General features: G+C 72.9%; 14 protein-coding genes and 1 tRNA gene. 6 read left to right on the forward strand and 9 right to left on the reverse strand.

Translation table 11 applies throughout. The features are described from left to right. Window positions 1-10 precede the first annotated feature (10 nt). Window positions 11-1198, forward strand: a complete 1188-nt coding sequence (locus tag ABZT14_RS23105) for a mandelate racemase/muconate lactonizing enzyme family protein (RefSeq protein ID WP_356305823.1) — start codon at window positions 11-13, stop codon at window positions 1196-1198. 51 nt (window positions 1199-1249) lie between these two features. On the opposite strand, the gene ABZT14_RS23110 is transcribed toward ABZT14_RS23105, so the two are convergent. The 3 genes from ABZT14_RS23110 to ABZT14_RS23120 form a co-directional block, all read right to left on the reverse strand. Further along, window positions 1250-2068 carry an SCO1664 family protein gene (locus tag ABZT14_RS23110; protein WP_356305999.1) on the reverse strand — a complete coding sequence of 273 codons (819 nt, stop codon included), beginning with the start codon at window positions 2066-2068 and terminating at the stop codon, window positions 1250-1252. Between the two features lie 47 nt (window positions 2069-2115). Beyond that, complete coding sequence (locus tag ABZT14_RS23115; RefSeq protein WP_356305825.1) at window positions 2116-2706, reverse strand: DUF3090 domain-containing protein; 591 nt, start codon at window positions 2704-2706, stop codon at window positions 2116-2118. 65 nt (window positions 2707-2771) lie between these two features. Continuing rightward, a complete protein-coding gene (locus ABZT14_RS23120) occupies window positions 2772-3545 on the reverse strand; it encodes a histidine phosphatase family protein (protein ID WP_356305827.1) in 774 nt (257 codons plus the stop codon). Window positions 3546-3611: 66 nt separating this feature from the next. Between ABZT14_RS23120 and corA the strand changes: the two genes are divergently transcribed. Next, window positions 3612-4613 (forward strand): magnesium/cobalt transporter CorA, encoded by a 1002-nt coding sequence (corA, locus tag ABZT14_RS23125; RefSeq protein WP_356305829.1) that lies wholly within the window; start codon window positions 3612-3614, stop codon window positions 4611-4613. A gap of 172 nt (window positions 4614-4785) precedes the next feature. On the opposite strand, the gene ABZT14_RS23130 is transcribed toward corA, so the two are convergent. After that, window positions 4786-5835 (reverse strand): LLM class F420-dependent oxidoreductase, encoded by a 1050-nt coding sequence (locus tag ABZT14_RS23130; RefSeq protein WP_356305831.1) that lies wholly within the window; start codon window positions 5833-5835, stop codon window positions 4786-4788. A gap of 90 nt (window positions 5836-5925) precedes the next feature. On the opposite strand from ABZT14_RS23130, the gene ABZT14_RS23135 reads away from it, so the two are divergent. Both ABZT14_RS23135 and ABZT14_RS23140 read left to right on the forward strand, forming a co-directional pair. Continuing rightward, window positions 5926-6912 carry an aldo/keto reductase gene (locus ABZT14_RS23135; protein WP_356305833.1) on the forward strand — a complete coding sequence of 329 codons (987 nt, stop codon included), beginning with the start codon at window positions 5926-5928 and terminating at the stop codon, window positions 6910-6912. Next, the gene (locus ABZT14_RS23140; protein ID WP_356305835.1) at window positions 6909-8873 is read left to right on the forward strand and encodes a helix-hairpin-helix domain-containing protein; all 1965 of its coding nucleotides are present in this window, start codon (window positions 6909-6911) and stop codon (window positions 8871-8873) included. The genes ABZT14_RS23135 and ABZT14_RS23140 overlap by 4 nt, the downstream gene beginning before the upstream one ends. Before the next feature lie 610 nt (window positions 8874-9483). Here ABZT14_RS23140 and ABZT14_RS23145 read toward each other — a convergent pair. Then, on the reverse strand, window positions 9484-10116 hold the full coding sequence (locus ABZT14_RS23145; protein WP_356305836.1) for a hypothetical protein: 633 nt from the start codon (window positions 10114-10116) through the stop codon (window positions 9484-9486). A gap of 371 nt (window positions 10117-10487) precedes the next feature. Continuing rightward, window positions 10488-11138: a hypothetical protein gene (locus ABZT14_RS23150; RefSeq protein ID WP_356305838.1), complete on the reverse strand. Its 651-nt coding sequence runs from the start codon at window positions 11136-11138 to the stop codon at window positions 10488-10490. A gap of 47 nt (window positions 11139-11185) precedes the next feature. Between ABZT14_RS23150 and ABZT14_RS23155 the strand changes: the two genes are divergently transcribed. Further along, window positions 11186-11374, forward strand: coding sequence for a DUF5703 family protein (locus ABZT14_RS23155; protein WP_356305840.1), 189 nt, complete (start codon window positions 11186-11188; stop codon window positions 11372-11374). 115 nt (window positions 11375-11489) lie between these two features. Here the strand turns inward: ABZT14_RS23155 and ABZT14_RS23160 are convergent, their stop codons facing one another. From ABZT14_RS23160 to ABZT14_RS23170, 3 genes are all read right to left on the reverse strand, one after another. Next, a complete protein-coding gene (locus tag ABZT14_RS23160; RefSeq protein ID WP_356305842.1) occupies window positions 11490-11999 on the reverse strand; it encodes a chaplin family protein in 510 nt (169 codons plus the stop codon). Window positions 12000-12150: 151 nt separating this feature from the next. Beyond that, the gene (chpH, locus tag ABZT14_RS23165) at window positions 12151-12384 is read right to left on the reverse strand and encodes a chaplin ChpH (RefSeq protein WP_356305844.1); all 234 of its coding nucleotides are present in this window, start codon (window positions 12382-12384) and stop codon (window positions 12151-12153) included. 168 nt (window positions 12385-12552) lie between these two features. Continuing rightward, window positions 12553-13896, reverse strand: a complete 1344-nt coding sequence (locus tag ABZT14_RS23170; protein ID WP_356305846.1) for a M20/M25/M40 family metallo-hydrolase — start codon at window positions 13894-13896, stop codon at window positions 12553-12555. Window positions 13897-14065: 169 nt separating this feature from the next. On the opposite strand from ABZT14_RS23170, the gene ABZT14_RS23175 reads away from it, so the two are divergent. Then, window positions 14066-14150: transfer RNA gene (locus ABZT14_RS23175), tRNA-Leu, on the forward strand. The last annotated feature ends 9 nt before the right edge of the window (window positions 14151-14159 follow it).

Genomic DNA, 14159 nt, shown 5'->3' on the forward strand with positions numbered 1-14159 from the left:
AGACCGTCCGATGCGTGTCACCCGTGTCCGCGCCACCCCGGTGGCCGTGCCCTACCGCACCGACGAGGTGTGGGCGTTCGGACGGCGGTCCGGGCTGGTGTCCGTCCTGGTGGAGGTGGACACCGACGAGGGCCTGACCGGTCTGGGCGAGGCCGCCGCCTACCCCTCGGCCAAGGTGGTGCTGGGCGTGCTCGACGCACTGGAACCCCTGGTGGTGGGCGCCGACCCGCTGCGGATCGAGCGGCTGGTGCAGCGGCTGGACGTGGTCGGCACCTGGCACCACCTGGGGACCAGCAACCCGGCCGTGGCCGCGCTGGAGACGGCCTGCTGGGACCTGCTGGGCAGGGTCTGCGGTCAGCCGCTGGTGAACCTGTTCGGCGGCCGGTTCCGGGACGAGGTGGAGTTCTTCCACTACGTGGCGGCCGGCTCCCCCGAGGAGGTGCGGGCGGAGGGGCGCAGGGCCGCCGGGTGCGGGGCCCGCCTGTGCTACCTGAAGGTCGGCGCCGACCAGTTGGCCACCGACCTGGCACGGGTGGCCGCGCTCCGGGAGGGCGCCGGGCCTCGGATGGCCATCCGGGTGGACGCCAACGAGGCGTGGTCGCCGGGGGCCGCGCTGCGGTCGGTGCGCGCCCTGGAGGAGTACGGCCTGGAGATGGTGGAACAGCCCACCTCGGGCCGCAACCTGGCCGAGATGGCGTACGTACGGGGGCGGTTGGACACCCCGGTACTGGCCAACGAGGCGTCGTGGAGCCGGTCCGACCAGCTGGAGGTGATCCGGCACGGGGCGGCCGACGCCCTCTCGGTGGACCAGCAGATGGACGGCGGGCTGCTCAACCTCAAGCGGTCGGCCGGCATCTGCGCGGCGGCCGGACTGCCGGTGGTCAAACACAGCCTGGGCGAACTCGGGGTGGCGCTCGCCGCCTCCACCCACCTCGTCGCGGCCACCCCCAACTTCCGCTACCCCAACCAGGGTTACGGCGCCCTGCTCACCGACGACGTGGTGCGCGGCGACTTCGGCGGGCCGGTGGAGAACTACCGAGAGGGCCGGCTGCCGGTGCCCTCCGGGCCGGGTCTGGGGGTGGAGCTGGACCCGGAGAAGGTGGGGCGGTACGCGGAGCTGTACCGCTCCCGGGGCGCGCGCTTCGCCTTCCATGATCCGCAGGCCCTGCACGGCGCCCCGGCACTGCCCAAGCGCTGACGCGGGGTCACTCCGGGGTCCCGACTCCCGGGCGCCCGGGGCCGGTTGGGCTCAGATGGGGGGCCAGGGGACGGCCGGCCAGTCGCCGCTGGGCACCGGGTGGCGACCGGAGCGCAACAGTTCCGCCACCCGGGCTCGTACCGCGTCCACCTCCGGCGCGGTGAGCAGTTCCGCCAGCCGTACGGCCAGCTCCCCGTCCCCGGAGAGGTCCCGCTCCAGGTGCCGCAGCACCCGGACGGCCTCCTCGGGCAGTTCCTCGCCGGCCCAGCCCCACAGCAGGGTGCGCAGCTTGTTCTCGGTGTGGAAGCTGACCCCGTGGTCGATGGCGTACAGCCGGGACTGCGGGGCGGTCAGCAGGTGACCGCCCTTGCGGTCGCCGTTGTTGATCACCGCGTCCAACACCGCGAGGCGGCGCAGCCGTTGGTCGTCGGCGTGCACCAGCAGGGCGGTGCGGCCCGGACCGACCTGGGCGAAGCCCACCGCCTTCCAGCCCGGTCCCGGCTCCTCGTCCTCGACCAGGGCCAGCAGGGCGCCGTCCCCCTCGTCGTCCTGGTCACTGTGGTGGCCGGGCTCGATCCACAGCTGGACCATGCCCTCGCCGAGGGGGCCGTCCCGCAGCACGGTGGGGGGCACCAGGCCCCAGCCGGTGGCCCGCGAGACCTCGTAGGCGGCGACCTCGCGCCGCGCCAGGTTGCCGTCGGGGAAGTCCCACAGGGGGCGCTCTCCCTCGACCGGTTTGTAGACGCAGTGGGCCGAGCGCTCCTGGTGGCTGACCGAGCAGTACAGGACGGCGTTGGAGGCGTCGGGGATGCGGCCCTCCACGGTGAGGGCGCCCTCGCGGAGCAGTTCCTCCGCCTCCTGGCCGGTCATCGGCCCGGAGGAGGTGGGCAGGTGGAGCTGGGGCGGGTGGGCCTGGCTCACTCGCCTCGCCGGTATCCGTTCTGGCGCGGGCATACGTGTCCCTCTGGGTCGAGCGGCAGGCTGCACAGTGGGCAGGGCGGCCGGCCGGCGTTGACCACCTGGAGGGCCCGCTTGGCGAAGGCGCGGGCCATGGTGCCGGTGAGCCGGACCCGCAGCATCGGGGGCCCGTTCTCGTCGTCCTGGAGCAGCCGCTCCTCCGCCTCGGCCAGGTCCTCCTCGGACTCGGCCTCCAGTTCCACCAGGGCCTGCGCCTCGATGATCATGCGCTCGCCCTCGCCGTCCCAGGCCAGGGCCATGGTCCCGACCCGGAACTCCTCCTCGATGGGCGCCTGGAGCGGCTCGACGTCCTCGATCTCGGTGGGTGCCACAGCCGGTACCGGGGCGTTGCCCCCCGAGCGGCGCACCACCTCGTCCAGCAGTTCATCCACCCGCTCGGCCAGCGCCTCGACCTGGGCCTTCTCCAGGGCGACGCTGGTGGTACGGCCTCCCGAGCTGGCCTGGAGGAAGAAGGTACGGCGTCCAGGCAGCCCGACCGTTCCGGCGACGAACCGTTCCGGGGGGTCATAGAGGAACACCTGACGGGACACGTCCTGCTCCGTTGCCTCGACTGCTGCGGACTATGGCACCCTACTGCGGCTGGCGATCAGTTCGCCTACGCAGCCCCTCCGACCACCGCGTCCGAGGAGCCGTCACCGGGGCGTTCGGCGGGTGACGGCCCGTCGGGGGCTCCCGGGTCCGGGACGGCCGCCGTTCCGGTGGCCGGCTCGCCGGCGGTCTCGGCCACCGTCTCGCGGGGCGGGGCCAGCGACTCCAGTTCGCCGGTGTCGCCGAGCCGCAGCACGAAGGGTCTCAGCGGGGTGTAGCGCACCACGGTCACCGAGCAGGGCGCCACCGAGATCCGCTGGAACAGGTCCAGGTGGAGGCCGAGGGCGTCGGCGACCAGGGACTTGATGACGTCCCCGTGGGAGCACATCAGATACGTGGCGCCCTCGCCGTGCTCGGCCTGGATCCGCGCGTTCCAGTCGCGTACCGCCTCCACGGCCCTGGTCTGCATCCCCCGCATCGACTCGCCGCCGGGGAAGGTGGCGGCCGAGGGGTGCTGCTGCACGGTGGCCATCAGCTTCTCCTGCCCCAGCTCGGACAGGGCTCGGCCGGTCCACTGTCCGTAGTCGCACTCGTTGAGGCGTTCCTCGGTGTGCGCGGGCAGTTCGGGTCGGGCCGCCCGCAGGGGGGCGAGGGTCTCCTGGCAGCGTTGCAGGGGGCTGCTGACCAGGGCGGCCAGCGGAAGCGCGGCCAGCCGTCCGGGCAGGGCCTCGGCCTGGCTGGCACCCAGCTCGTCCAGGGGAACGTGGGGGGTACGTCCGGCGAGCACTCCCGCCGTGTTGGCGGTGGAACGGCCGTGCCGTACCAGTAGCAGGGTCGGCATGGGGCCAGCGTACGGGAGCGGGCGTACACGTACCTCGGGCTTGTGCCCGGCCGGTACCGGGGCACAATGCCAAGGGTGATCGTCGACTGCGCGCTGTACCGCGACGGCCGCCGGGTGGAGGTGTCCGGTGACGTCTCCACCGCCCTGGCCGAGGCCCGGGAGGGCGAGGGCGGGTTCCTGTGGCTGGGGGTGCACGATCCGACCCAGCGGGAGTTCGACCGGCTCTCGGAGGACTTCGCCCTGCACCCGCTGGCGGTGGAGGACGCGCTCCGCGCCCACCAGCGGCCCAAGTTGGAGACCTACGAGGACGCGCTGTTCCTGGTCCTCAAGCCGGTGCTGTACGAGGAGGAGTCCGGGACGGTCACCACCGGGGAGCTGATGGTGTTCGTGGGCCACTGCTTCGTGCTGACGGTGCGCCACGGGGAGGCCAACCCGCTGGGCGTGGTGCGGGAGCGGCTGGAGCGGGAGCGCCATGTGCTGGCGCACGGGCCCACGGCGGTGATGTACGCGGTCAGCGACGCGGTGGTGGACCAGTACATGGAGGTGGCGGGCGAACTCCAGGTGGACCTGGAGGAGTTGGAGGCCGACGTCTTCGACCCCCGGGGGCAGGACCCGCGTCGGGCGCGGATGACCGCGAGCCGGATCTACGCCTTCAAACGGCAGGTGCTGGAGTTCCGCCGGGCCACCAGCCCGCTGACCGAGCCGATGGACCGGCTGGCCCGTGCCGGGCTGAGCTTCGTGGACGACCGCTCCCGCCCGTTCTTCCGGGACGTCAGCGACCACCTGACCCGGGCCAACGAACAGGTGGAGGCGCTGGACCGGCTGCTGTCCGACGTGCTGAACGCCTACCTGGCCCAGATGGGCGTGCGGCAGAACGACGACATGCGGAAGATCTCGGCCTGGGCGGCGATGGTGGCGGTGCCCACCGCGCTGGCCGGGGTGTACGGGATGAACTTCGACTACATGCCCGAGACCCACCAGGTCTGGGGCTATCCGGCGGTGCTGGTGCTGATGGCGGGCATCTGCCTGGGGCTGTACCGGATGTTCAAGCGCCGCGACTGGCTGTAGCGCGCGGTTCCGTGGGCGACGGTGCCGCACCGGCGCTGGGCTGGGCTGCCGCGTACGGTCCCACCGGTCAGCCCAGGCTCGCCCGGCCTCTCCCAGCGCCTCAGCCACCCCGGCCGAGCCGGGCCACCCGTCCGAAGAGGCCTCGCGGTCGGGCGGTCCGGGGAGACGCGGGTCAGGCCAGCCCGGCCCGCTCCACCGCCTCCACACCCGCGCGCAACGCCGCGATCCGCTCCTCCAGGGTGAAGCCGGAGGGGTTGAGGCTGAGGGTGGTGACGCCGGCCTCCGCGTAGGCGGTCATCCGTTCGGCGATCCGCTCCACCGGGCCGAGCAGGGTGGTGGAGTCGATCAGCGAGTGCGGCACGGCCGCGGCGGCGCCCTCCTTGTCACCGGACAGGTACTTGTCCTGGATCTCGGCGGCCTCCTTCTCGTACCCCATGCGCTGGGCGAGCCGGTTGTAGAAGTTCTGCTTCCGGCTGCCCATCCCCCCGACGTAGAGGGCGGTGTACGGGCGGAAGGTGTCGGCGAGCGCGTTCACGTCCTCCCCCAGGGCCAACGGCACGGTGGGGCAGACGTCGAAGCCGTCCAGGTCGGCGCCGACCTTGGCCCGGCCGGCGCGCAGCGGCGCGAGGGAGGTCTCCTCGGCGTGCTCGGGGGCGAAGAACAGCAGCAGGGCCCCGTCCGCGATCTCCCCGGTCTGCTCCAGGTTCCTGGGGCCGATGGCCGCGATGTACAGCGGCACCCGCTCGCGCACCGGGTGCACGGTCAGCTTGATGGGCTTGCCCGGTCCGTCGGGCAGCGGCAGGGTCCAGTGCTCGCCCTCGTGGGTGAGGCGTTCCCGGGACATGGCCTTGCGGACGATCTCGACGTACTCCCGGGTGCGGGCCAGCGGCCGGTCGAAGCGCACCCCGTACCAGCCCTCGGACACCTGGGGGCCGGACACCCCGAGGCCGAGCCGGAAGCGTCCCCCCGACAGCGAGTCGAGGGTGGCCGCGGTCATCGCGGTCATGGCCGGGGTGCGGGCCGGGATCTGGAAGATGGCCGAGCCGACGTCGATGCGTTCGGTCTGGGCGGCCACCCAGGAGAGCACGGTGGGGGCGTCCGAGCCGTACGCCTCGGCGGCCCAGCACACCGCGTAGCCCAGGCGGTCGGCCTCCCTGGCGACCTCCAGGTTGTCGGCGTCCATACCGGCGCCCCAGTAGCCGAGGTTGACTCCCAGCTTCATCCCACAACCCCTTACCGGTCGGTAACGTCTTGGATGTCGGACTCTATCCCGCACCGACCCCACCAACAACAACCAGTACGCTCAACGCCCATGGAGCGAAGGCATCTGGGTCACACCGGCCTCAGGGTGTCCCGAATCGGGCTGGGCACCCTCACCTGGGGGCGGGACGTCTCCGAGAGCGAGGCCGCCGAACTGCTCAAGTGCTTCTGGGACGCCGGCGGTTCCCTCGTCGACACCGCCGACGTCTACGCCGACGGCGGCGCCGAACACCTCCTGGGCCAGCTGCTGTGCTCCCAGGTGCCCCGCGAGGACCTGGTGATCGCCACCAAGGCCGGCAGCGTCCCGGACCCCGAACGCCGCTTCGACGGCTCCCGGGGCCACCTGCTCGCCGCCCTCGACGGCTCGCTGCGCAGACTGGGCACCGACCACGTGGACCTCTGGCAGCTCCACGCCTTCGACCCGTACACCCCGCTGGAGGAGACCCTCGGCGCCCTCGACCTCGCGGTGACCAGCGGCCGGGCCCGCTACGTCGGCGTCTCCAACCTCTGCGGCTGGCAGCTCGCCAAGGCGGCCACCTGGCAGCTGGCCGACAGAAGCAACCGGACCCCGCTGGCCAGTACGCAGATGGAGTACTCCCTGCTCCAACGCGGCGTGGAGCGCGAGGTGTTGCCCGCCGCCGAGGACCTCGGGCTGGGCCTGCTGCCCTCCTCACCCCTGGGGCGCGGAGTGCTCACCGGCAAGTACCGGGAGGGCACCGCGCCACCCGGCTCCCGGGGCGCCTCGGACCGGCTGGCCCCCTTCGTCGCCCCCTACCTCGACGAGACCGCCAGCCGCGTCGTGGACGCGGTCGGCATCGCCGCCGACGGCCTCGCCGTCAGCCCCCTCGCCGTCGCCCTCGCCTGGGTACGCGACCGCCCCGGGGTCGTCGCCCCCATCGTCGGGGCACGCAACGCCGAACAGCTGGAAGAGGCGTTGTCAGTGGAGCCGCTTAGTCTTCCCCACGAGATCCGCACGGCCCTGGAGGAGGTCTCCGCGCCCGTGCACCGCTACCCCGACCAGGACTGGAGCGAGCTGTGACCACGAAGGACGCCCCGGACGCCGACGGCGACCGCCGGGCCGAACTCCTCGCCGCCGTACGGGCGGTGGAGAGCGGTGAACGCCCGGCCGCCTCCTTCTTCGCCCAGCCCTCCGCCCCCACCGCTCCCCCCACCCGACCCGCGCCCGGACCCCGCACCAACACCCCGGACACCCCCGCCCCGGCGGTGCCCGAGGACCTGCCCGCGCTGCTGACCGCCGGCGGCGCCCCCGCCTCACTCGCCCCGGCCGTGACCCACCACCTGGGAGCCTCCGCCGACCAGGTCCTGCGCGAGGACCCCTGGCGGCTGCTGTCCGTTCCCGGGCCGGCCCCCGAGCAAGTGGACGAGTTCGCCCGCGCCCTGCTGGGAGACGCCTGCGGCCCCCACGACCCCCGACGGGTGACGGCCCTGGTTGAGTGGATGCTGCGCCGCGCCGCCCTGCGCGGCGACACCGCCGTGGAGCCGGGCACCCTGGCCGACGCCCTGCGACGGCACGCGGTCCCCGACCCCGAGGAGGCCCTGCGCCACCTCGCCGAGGACGGCGAGGTGCTGTTCCTGGAGGACGGCGTGGACGCCCTCCAGGTGAGCGTTCCCGAGGACGAGAGCGCGCCCCGGGCCACCGACCCCGCCGAGGACGAGGGCGCCCCCCGCCCGGTGCGCCTGCTGGTCGCCCTGGAGCGGTACGCCCAGGCCGAGGAGAGCCTCGCCGAGGGGCTCGCCCGACTGGCCAGCACCCTCGGCTCCGGCCCCCACTGGGAACCGGCCCCCGACGCCGCCCCCTCCTCCGCCGGCGAACTGATCCGTGCCTCGGCCGGCCACGGGGTGGTCCTGCACAGTGGCGGTGCGACCTCCCTCGCCGAGCCGGTGGCCCTGCTCCAGGCCGCGCGGTCCCAGGGGCTGCGCGTACTCTCCGCCAGCCACACCACGTCGGGCCGGGACCGGGTCACCGCCCAGTACGGCACCCCGCCCGACTCCCCCACCCCGTCGGAGAGTTCACCCCCGGTCGCGGCCACCGTCGGCGGGCTGCTGGCCGGGAGCGAGGGCCCACAGCGCTCCGAGGAGGGGCTGCTGCCGCTGGACCTGCTGGTGCTGCCGGACGCCCCGCTGCTGGACGTGGAGGCCGCGGCCTCCCTGGTCGAGGCGCTGCCCGACGGGGCACGGCTGGTGCTCGCCGGCGACCCCCACCTGCTGGCCGAGGGCACCGGGCGGATGTTCGCGGACCTGCTGACCGCCGGGGTCTGCCCCCTGGTGACCTCGCGCACCCCCGACCCCGGCCCCCTGGGCGAGCTGACCTCCAGCGTGGCCGTCGGGGAACTGCCGGCGGTGGACGCCCCCGGACGGGAACTGGTGACCGTGCCGGTCCAGGACCCCGGGGAGGCCGTGCACCGCACCACGCAGCTGGTGGCCGACTCGGTGCCCCGCGCCCTGGGCATCCCCAGCGCGGACACCGTGGTGATCACCCCCGGGCCAGGGGGCGGCGCGGGGGCCACCGCCCTCAACGCCGCGCTCAAGCAGGCCCTCAACCCCGGTCCGGGACGCTTCGACGGCTTCGACCCCGACGACCGGGTGGTGTACGCCGAGGGCCCCGGTCCCAGCCGCCTCGGAGTGGTGCGGGACGCCGAGGAGGGCGGCCTGCGCCTCGACCTCGACGGGGAGCCCCGGCTGGTCCCCCGGGAGCGGGTGCGCGACACCCTGCGCCACGGCTGGGCGGTCACCGCCCGGCAGGCCGCCGGCCGCCGCTGGCCGGCCGCCGTGGTGGTGCTGCCCGGGGACGCCGGCGAGGTCCTCACCCGACAGTGGGTGTACACCGCCTTCACCCGGGCCGAACGCCACCTGTCGGTGGTGCAGGGCGCCGGACCGGCGCTGCCCCAGGCGGTGGCCGAACGGCTCGTTCCCGAGCGCACCACCCGCCTGCGGCCCCTGCTGGCCTCGACCTTCCGCTCCGCCGAGGGGCAGTCCTAGAACCCGGCGGCCGAGGTACGGGCGTCGTCAGGGCTTCCGTGTGCCCCCCCTCCCCGCGCCCACGCGGTGCTGGTCCCCACTCCCGTGAACCCTGACGCGTGCACCGCGCCCGGTGCGTGACTCTGTCCCCGGTACGCGGCGGCCGGACTCGGCCTACCGTCCTCCGAGCACCATCGCCCGGAGGGCGGAGCGGCCCACCTGTCGGGGCACCGCGACAAGCCCGCTCGCTGTCGACGTCGCCGCACCTGCCACCCGCGCACCGGCCTCACGGGATGCGAACGCCACCTCGCGGGAGCCGCCGGCCTCACCGGTTGGCCACGCCTCGCGCGCCTCGCCCGCCCCTGACACCGGAACCCGCCCAGCGGCCCCGCACCCACGAGGGGGTACGACCTCGGAGGCCGTACCCCGGACACGGGAGCCAAGGACCGACAAGGGGCCGACAGCCACCGGACAGGTGCGGGCCGGGAGCGACCGTCACGGCGCGAGGGCGACGGCGTACGGCCCCTGGCAACCGGCAACCGGTTCGGTCCCGCCCGCCAGCCGTAGCCGCCCCGTCGGGGCGTACGACACCGGCGACCGGGCCCCGGGGGGACGGCTCTGCGGGGCCCCTCTAGAAGGCGGTGGGGGCATGTCGGGACAGCCGCCCCAGTGCCTCCGGCTCCTCGGGGAGACCCAGCTTCGCCACGACCACCGCCAGCGTGGCGCGGTCGGCGGCCTTCATCCCGTCCAGACACAGCACATGGCCGCTCACGGGCATCCTGATCCACAACTGGACACGCCCGCGTACCTCGCCCTGGTCCATCGGCTCGTCCCAGACCACATGACGCGGTGAGACCTGGTCGTAGCGGAAGACGGCCAGGGCGCCCCGAGGGCGCTCGGCCACCGCCCCGTGCTCGAAGAAGTGCATCGCCGCGCCACCGACACGAATCCTGACGACGAACCACAGCACGGCCATCACCGCGAGACCGAGGAACACCAGCCCGGTGAGGCCCGACGCCAGGAACGCGCTCCACGACACGTGTGCGGACCCGGCTCCCTCGTCGTCCCCACGCCAGGGGGCGGCCTGATAGGCCATGACCAGGAACGGCCAGGGCGCGAGGAGCACCAGGACGCCCAGGTTGACGCTCATCTGCCGGTCGTAGGCCCGGTTGACCTCCACCGACTCGGACCACGCCCCGAGGCCCTCCTCGTCAGCGACCCGCGCCGCTCTCCGGGAGAGTCTGGGACGGCGTACTTCCCCCATACCGCACCCCTTCTCAGGTGCGGGGATTCTACTCCCGCCCTTCCCGCCCGACGAGGCCCGAAGGGGGCCGCGCCCGGGCGACCAACTGGCGGCGGAAAGCGGGTAGTTGGCCTGGACCGGTCGCACCCGGAGGTCAGCGGCACCGTCCGGCCACGAGGACTGCCGCAGGGACTGGCGAGCGGGAACGAACTGTCGGACACCGAACGGAGGGTGACACGGCCACGCTCATCCGCCCGGACGGTGTACGGGAGTCGACCTCCCGCACCGGAACCACCAATCACCCGGAACCCGAAGCCGCCTCCACCCGCCGGGAACGCCGGTGCCCCGAACCACGACAACGGGGTCACCGACTCGTTCCCGAGGGCATGGCCTCAGTCGAACTCGCCGTCGTCGAAGGCGGTACTCACGTCGAAGCGGCACACCACCTGCTCCGGGTCGGCCCCCTCGAAGGGGGCGCTCAGCCACTCCCCCGGCTCGCTGGGCTCGTCCCCCGCCGTGACCCAGAGGGTGGCGTCACCCTCCTCCAGACCGAACTCCTGGTGCCGGGTGGCGATCTCGTCCGGTTCGAACTCCCCGAAGATCACCCCGAGGGCCACGTGGAGGTCCCGTCCGGCGTCCTCGGCCCGCTCCTCGTCGATCTCCACCGACTCGGGGTCCAGGTCCACGATGCGCTGCGCCTGGAACAGCAGCCGCTGCGGTTCCACCACGGTGTAGTCGCGGCGGATCAACACGCTCAGACTGCCGGGGCTGTCCGGCCCGACGTACTCGGGCAGGGTGTCGCCCCCGGGGATCTCGAAGGGGGTGACCTCGTCGTAGACCTGGTACAGCAGTTCGTCGTAGGCCTCGCCGGCGGCGGCCAACTCGTCGAAGGCGGCGTGCACCTCGCCCTCGCGCACGGCGGTGTCGTCGTCCGACTCCGCCGCCCGCCGTTCGATGGCGGCGAGATGTCCGTCCAGGGCGGCCTTGAGCGCCTCGACGGCGGTGCGTACGTCAGCGGCGGTGGGCCCGGCGATATCAGACATAGTGCAGACGCTATCCGTAGTTGGGCTGGTCGCGCACAATAGAGGCGATGGTGGAGTACGAATTCCGTGATGTCTATGTCCCCCGTGGCGTCTCCAGGCGAGCCGCCACCCGCTTGTTGACGGAGCACGCCGAGTACGGGCACTGGGAGTTGGACCGGATGCGGCTGTACCCCGACGGCAGTCGACGGGTGCGGTTGAGGCGCCGGATCATCCGGCAGCTGCGGGCCACCTGGTGAGCCCGGAGGTGTCGGCGACGAGGGCACGGGAGAAGGGGCGGACCCGTTCAGGGCCCGCCCCTTCCTCGTTCACGGGGTGCGCCCGCGCCGTACACGGTGCGGGCGCCGGCAGGGATCAGCGCGTGGAGTGCCGGCCCCTGCGGTAGAGGACGGCACCGCCCAGCAGCAGACCCGCGCTCACCGGGAGGCCGACGCTCAGTGCCGAGCTGGCACCGGTCTCGGCGAGCTGGGGGGTCTCGTGGGCGACGGGTTCGGGAGCGGGCGAGTCGACCTCGGGCTTGGGCTGCTCGGGCCGAGGCTGCTCGGGCTTCGGCTGTTCCGGCTTGGGCTGCTCCGGCTTGGGCTTCTCAGGAGTCTTGCTCGGCGGCGTCTTGGACTCCGAGACGTTGGCGCACTCGTTCCCCATCGTCGGGTTGAGCAGCGCCAGTACGTTGACGGTGTTGCCGCACGCGTTGATGTCGATGTCCAACGGGATCTGCACGGTGTTGCCGGACAGCACACCGGGGGATCCCTCCGAGTTGCCCTGGGCCCCCGAGTCCGCGTGGGCGATGTCCCCCGACATGGCGGCCAGCACGCCGCCCATGGCGGCGACGGTGATCAGGCCCTTCTTGGTGACCTGTCGCATGTTCGATCCTCTGCCTTGCCTCGTGCGTAGCGAATTGAGGGAGGGGCGCTACGGTGACCCACACTGCATCCCCCCAAGGACCGTGCGGCCCCGGTGCCTCACGGGCAGTCCAGGGCCGCACGGCGGTGTCCCCGTCAGCCGGGGAGCGATGTCACTTGTTGACGCAGGTGTTGCCGAAGGCCGGGTTCAGAACCCCGATCACGTCAATGGTGTTGCCACAGACGTTCACCGGCACGTGCACGGGAACCTGCACGGTGTTGCCGGAGAGCACACCCGGGGAGTGGGCAGCGGCGCCCTGGGCACCGGAGTCGGCGACGGCCATGCCCGCACCCGCGAGCACCAGACCACCGGTGGCTGCCGCAGCGGCGACGACCTTCTTGATCATTATTCCTCCTTGTAGACAATGCGGTCCCAGCCGCGGACCGCACCACCTGTAACGAGGATTGGGGGTGCGGGCTACTGCCCCCAGAGGGCATTCACCCTTCTGGAGGACCGAGCCGTCAGTGTGCTGACGCGCAAGACGCACAAGAGGGGTCACGAGGGGCGAGGAGCCTCAGACCTGGTCGAGGAACCGGTCCAACACCCGTACGCCGAACCGGAGGCCGTCCACCGGGACCCGCTCGTCGACCCCGTGGAACATCCCGGCGAAGTCCAGCTCGGGCGGCAGCTTCAACGGCGCGAACCCGAAGCAGCGGATACCCAGGTCGTCGAACGACTTGGCGTCCGTACCGCCGGAGAGCATGTACGGCACCGCGCGGGCCACCGGGTCCTCGGCACGGAGCGCCGTCTGCATGGCGTTGACCAGCGGGCCGTCGAAGCCGGTCTCCAGGGCCTTGTCCGCGTGGACGTCCTCCCGGCGTACCCGGGGCCCCAGGATGCGGTCCAGGTCCGCGAGGAACTCATCCTCGTGGCCAGGCAGGAACCGGCCGTCGACGTGGGCGGTGGCCTGTCCGGGGATGACGTTGACCTTGTAGCCGGCGCCCAACTGCGTGGGGGCGGCGGTGTTCTGGAGGGTCGCGCCGACCAGCTTGGCGATGCCGCCGAGCTTGGCGAGCGTCTCCTCCATGTCCTCGGGGTCCAGCTCGGTCCCCAGGGCGTCCGACAGCTCGTCGAGGAAGGAGCGGACCGTCTTGGTGACCCGGACCGGGAACTTGTGCCGGCCCAACCGCCCCACCGCCTCGCAGAGTTCGGTGATGGCGTTGTCGCTGTTGGTCATGGAGCCGTGACCGGCGGTGCCGTCCACGGTCAGCCGCATCCAGTGCATCCCCTTCTGGGCGGTCTCCACCAGGTACAGCCGGAGGTTCTCGTTGACCGTGAAGGAGAAGCCGCCCACCTCGCCGATGGCCTCGGTGACGCCCTCGAACAGGTCGGGGTGGTGGTCGACCAGGTGACGGGCGCCGTAGACACCGCCGGCCTCCTCGTCGGCGAGGAAGGCCAGCACGACGTCCCGGGGCGGGCGCCGGCCGGAGCGCAGCCTCTCCCGTACGACGGCCAGGGTCATGGCGTCCATGTCCTTCATGTCGACCGCGCCCCGGCCCCACACACAGCCGTCGACGACCTCGCCCGAGAACGGGTCGTGGGTCCAGTCCGAGGCGTTGGCCGGCACCACGTCGGTGTGCCCGTGAATCAGCAGCGCGGGCCGGGAAGGGTCCTCGCCCTGGATGCGGGCGACCGTGGAGGCCCGGCCCGGGTGCGACTCGAAGATCTGCGGCTCCAGTCCCACCTCGGCGAGCTTCTCCGCCACGTACTCCGCGGCGGCGCGCTCACCGGGGCCGGAGTGGCCGCCGTAGTTGCTGGTGTCGATGCGGATCAGCTCACGGCACAGGTCGACGACCTCGTCCTCGCCCGTCGGGGTCGTGGACGGGTCGCGGTCCGGCGCGGGACTCGGCTGGTTCACGCTGCCTCCTCGGTCCTCGGTGCTTGTTCCTCCATCCTCCCGCCTGGAGGGCCCCATCCCAAGGGCGGCTCGGTGACGTTCGCATGGCGGCCGGCGTGATCGTCACCGCTGGGCAGTGTTAGGGTTTACCGCGTCGCGAGGCCCCCACGGGGCACGCGGAACACACCTCGTCGGGGTGGCGGAATGGCAGACGCGCTAGCTTGAGGTGCTAGTGCCCTTTACAGGGCGTGGGGGTTCAAGTCCCCCCCTCGACACAGTTGTTC

Source organism: Streptomyces sp. NPDC005438 (assembly GCF_040606315.1).
Taxonomy (GTDB): domain Bacteria; phylum Actinomycetota; class Actinomycetes; order Streptomycetales; family Streptomycetaceae; genus Streptomyces.

Coding starts and splice junctions, on each gene's coding strand:
- ABZT14_RS23105 (WP_356305823.1), top strand. CDS start 11: ATGCGTGTCACCCGTGTCCGCGCCACCCCGGTGGCCGTGCCCTACCGC.
- ABZT14_RS23110 (WP_356305999.1), bottom strand. CDS start 2,068: ATGACCGGCCAGGAGGCGGAGGAACTGCTCCGCGAGGGCGCCCTCACC.
- ABZT14_RS23120 (WP_356305827.1), bottom strand. CDS start 3,545: ATGCCGACCCTGCTACTGGTACGGCACGGCCGTTCCACCGCCAACACG.
- corA (WP_356305829.1), top strand. CDS start 3,612: ATGCCAAGGGTGATCGTCGACTGCGCGCTGTACCGCGACGGCCGCCGG.
- ABZT14_RS23130 (WP_356305831.1), bottom strand. CDS start 5,835: ATGAAGCTGGGAGTCAACCTCGGCTACTGGGGCGCCGGTATGGACGCC.
- ABZT14_RS23135 (WP_356305833.1), top strand. CDS start 5,926: ATGGAGCGAAGGCATCTGGGTCACACCGGCCTCAGGGTGTCCCGAATC.
- ABZT14_RS23145 (WP_356305836.1), bottom strand. CDS start 10,116: ATGGGGGAAGTACGCCGTCCCAGACTCTCCCGGAGAGCGGCGCGGGTC.
- ABZT14_RS23150 (WP_356305838.1), bottom strand. CDS start 11,138: ATGTCTGATATCGCCGGGCCCACCGCCGCTGACGTACGCACCGCCGTC.
- ABZT14_RS23155 (WP_356305840.1), top strand. CDS start 11,186: ATGGTGGAGTACGAATTCCGTGATGTCTATGTCCCCCGTGGCGTCTCC.
- ABZT14_RS23160 (WP_356305842.1), bottom strand. CDS start 11,999: ATGCGACAGGTCACCAAGAAGGGCCTGATCACCGTCGCCGCCATGGGC.
- chpH (WP_356305844.1), bottom strand. CDS start 12,384: ATGATCAAGAAGGTCGTCGCCGCTGCGGCAGCCACCGGTGGTCTGGTG.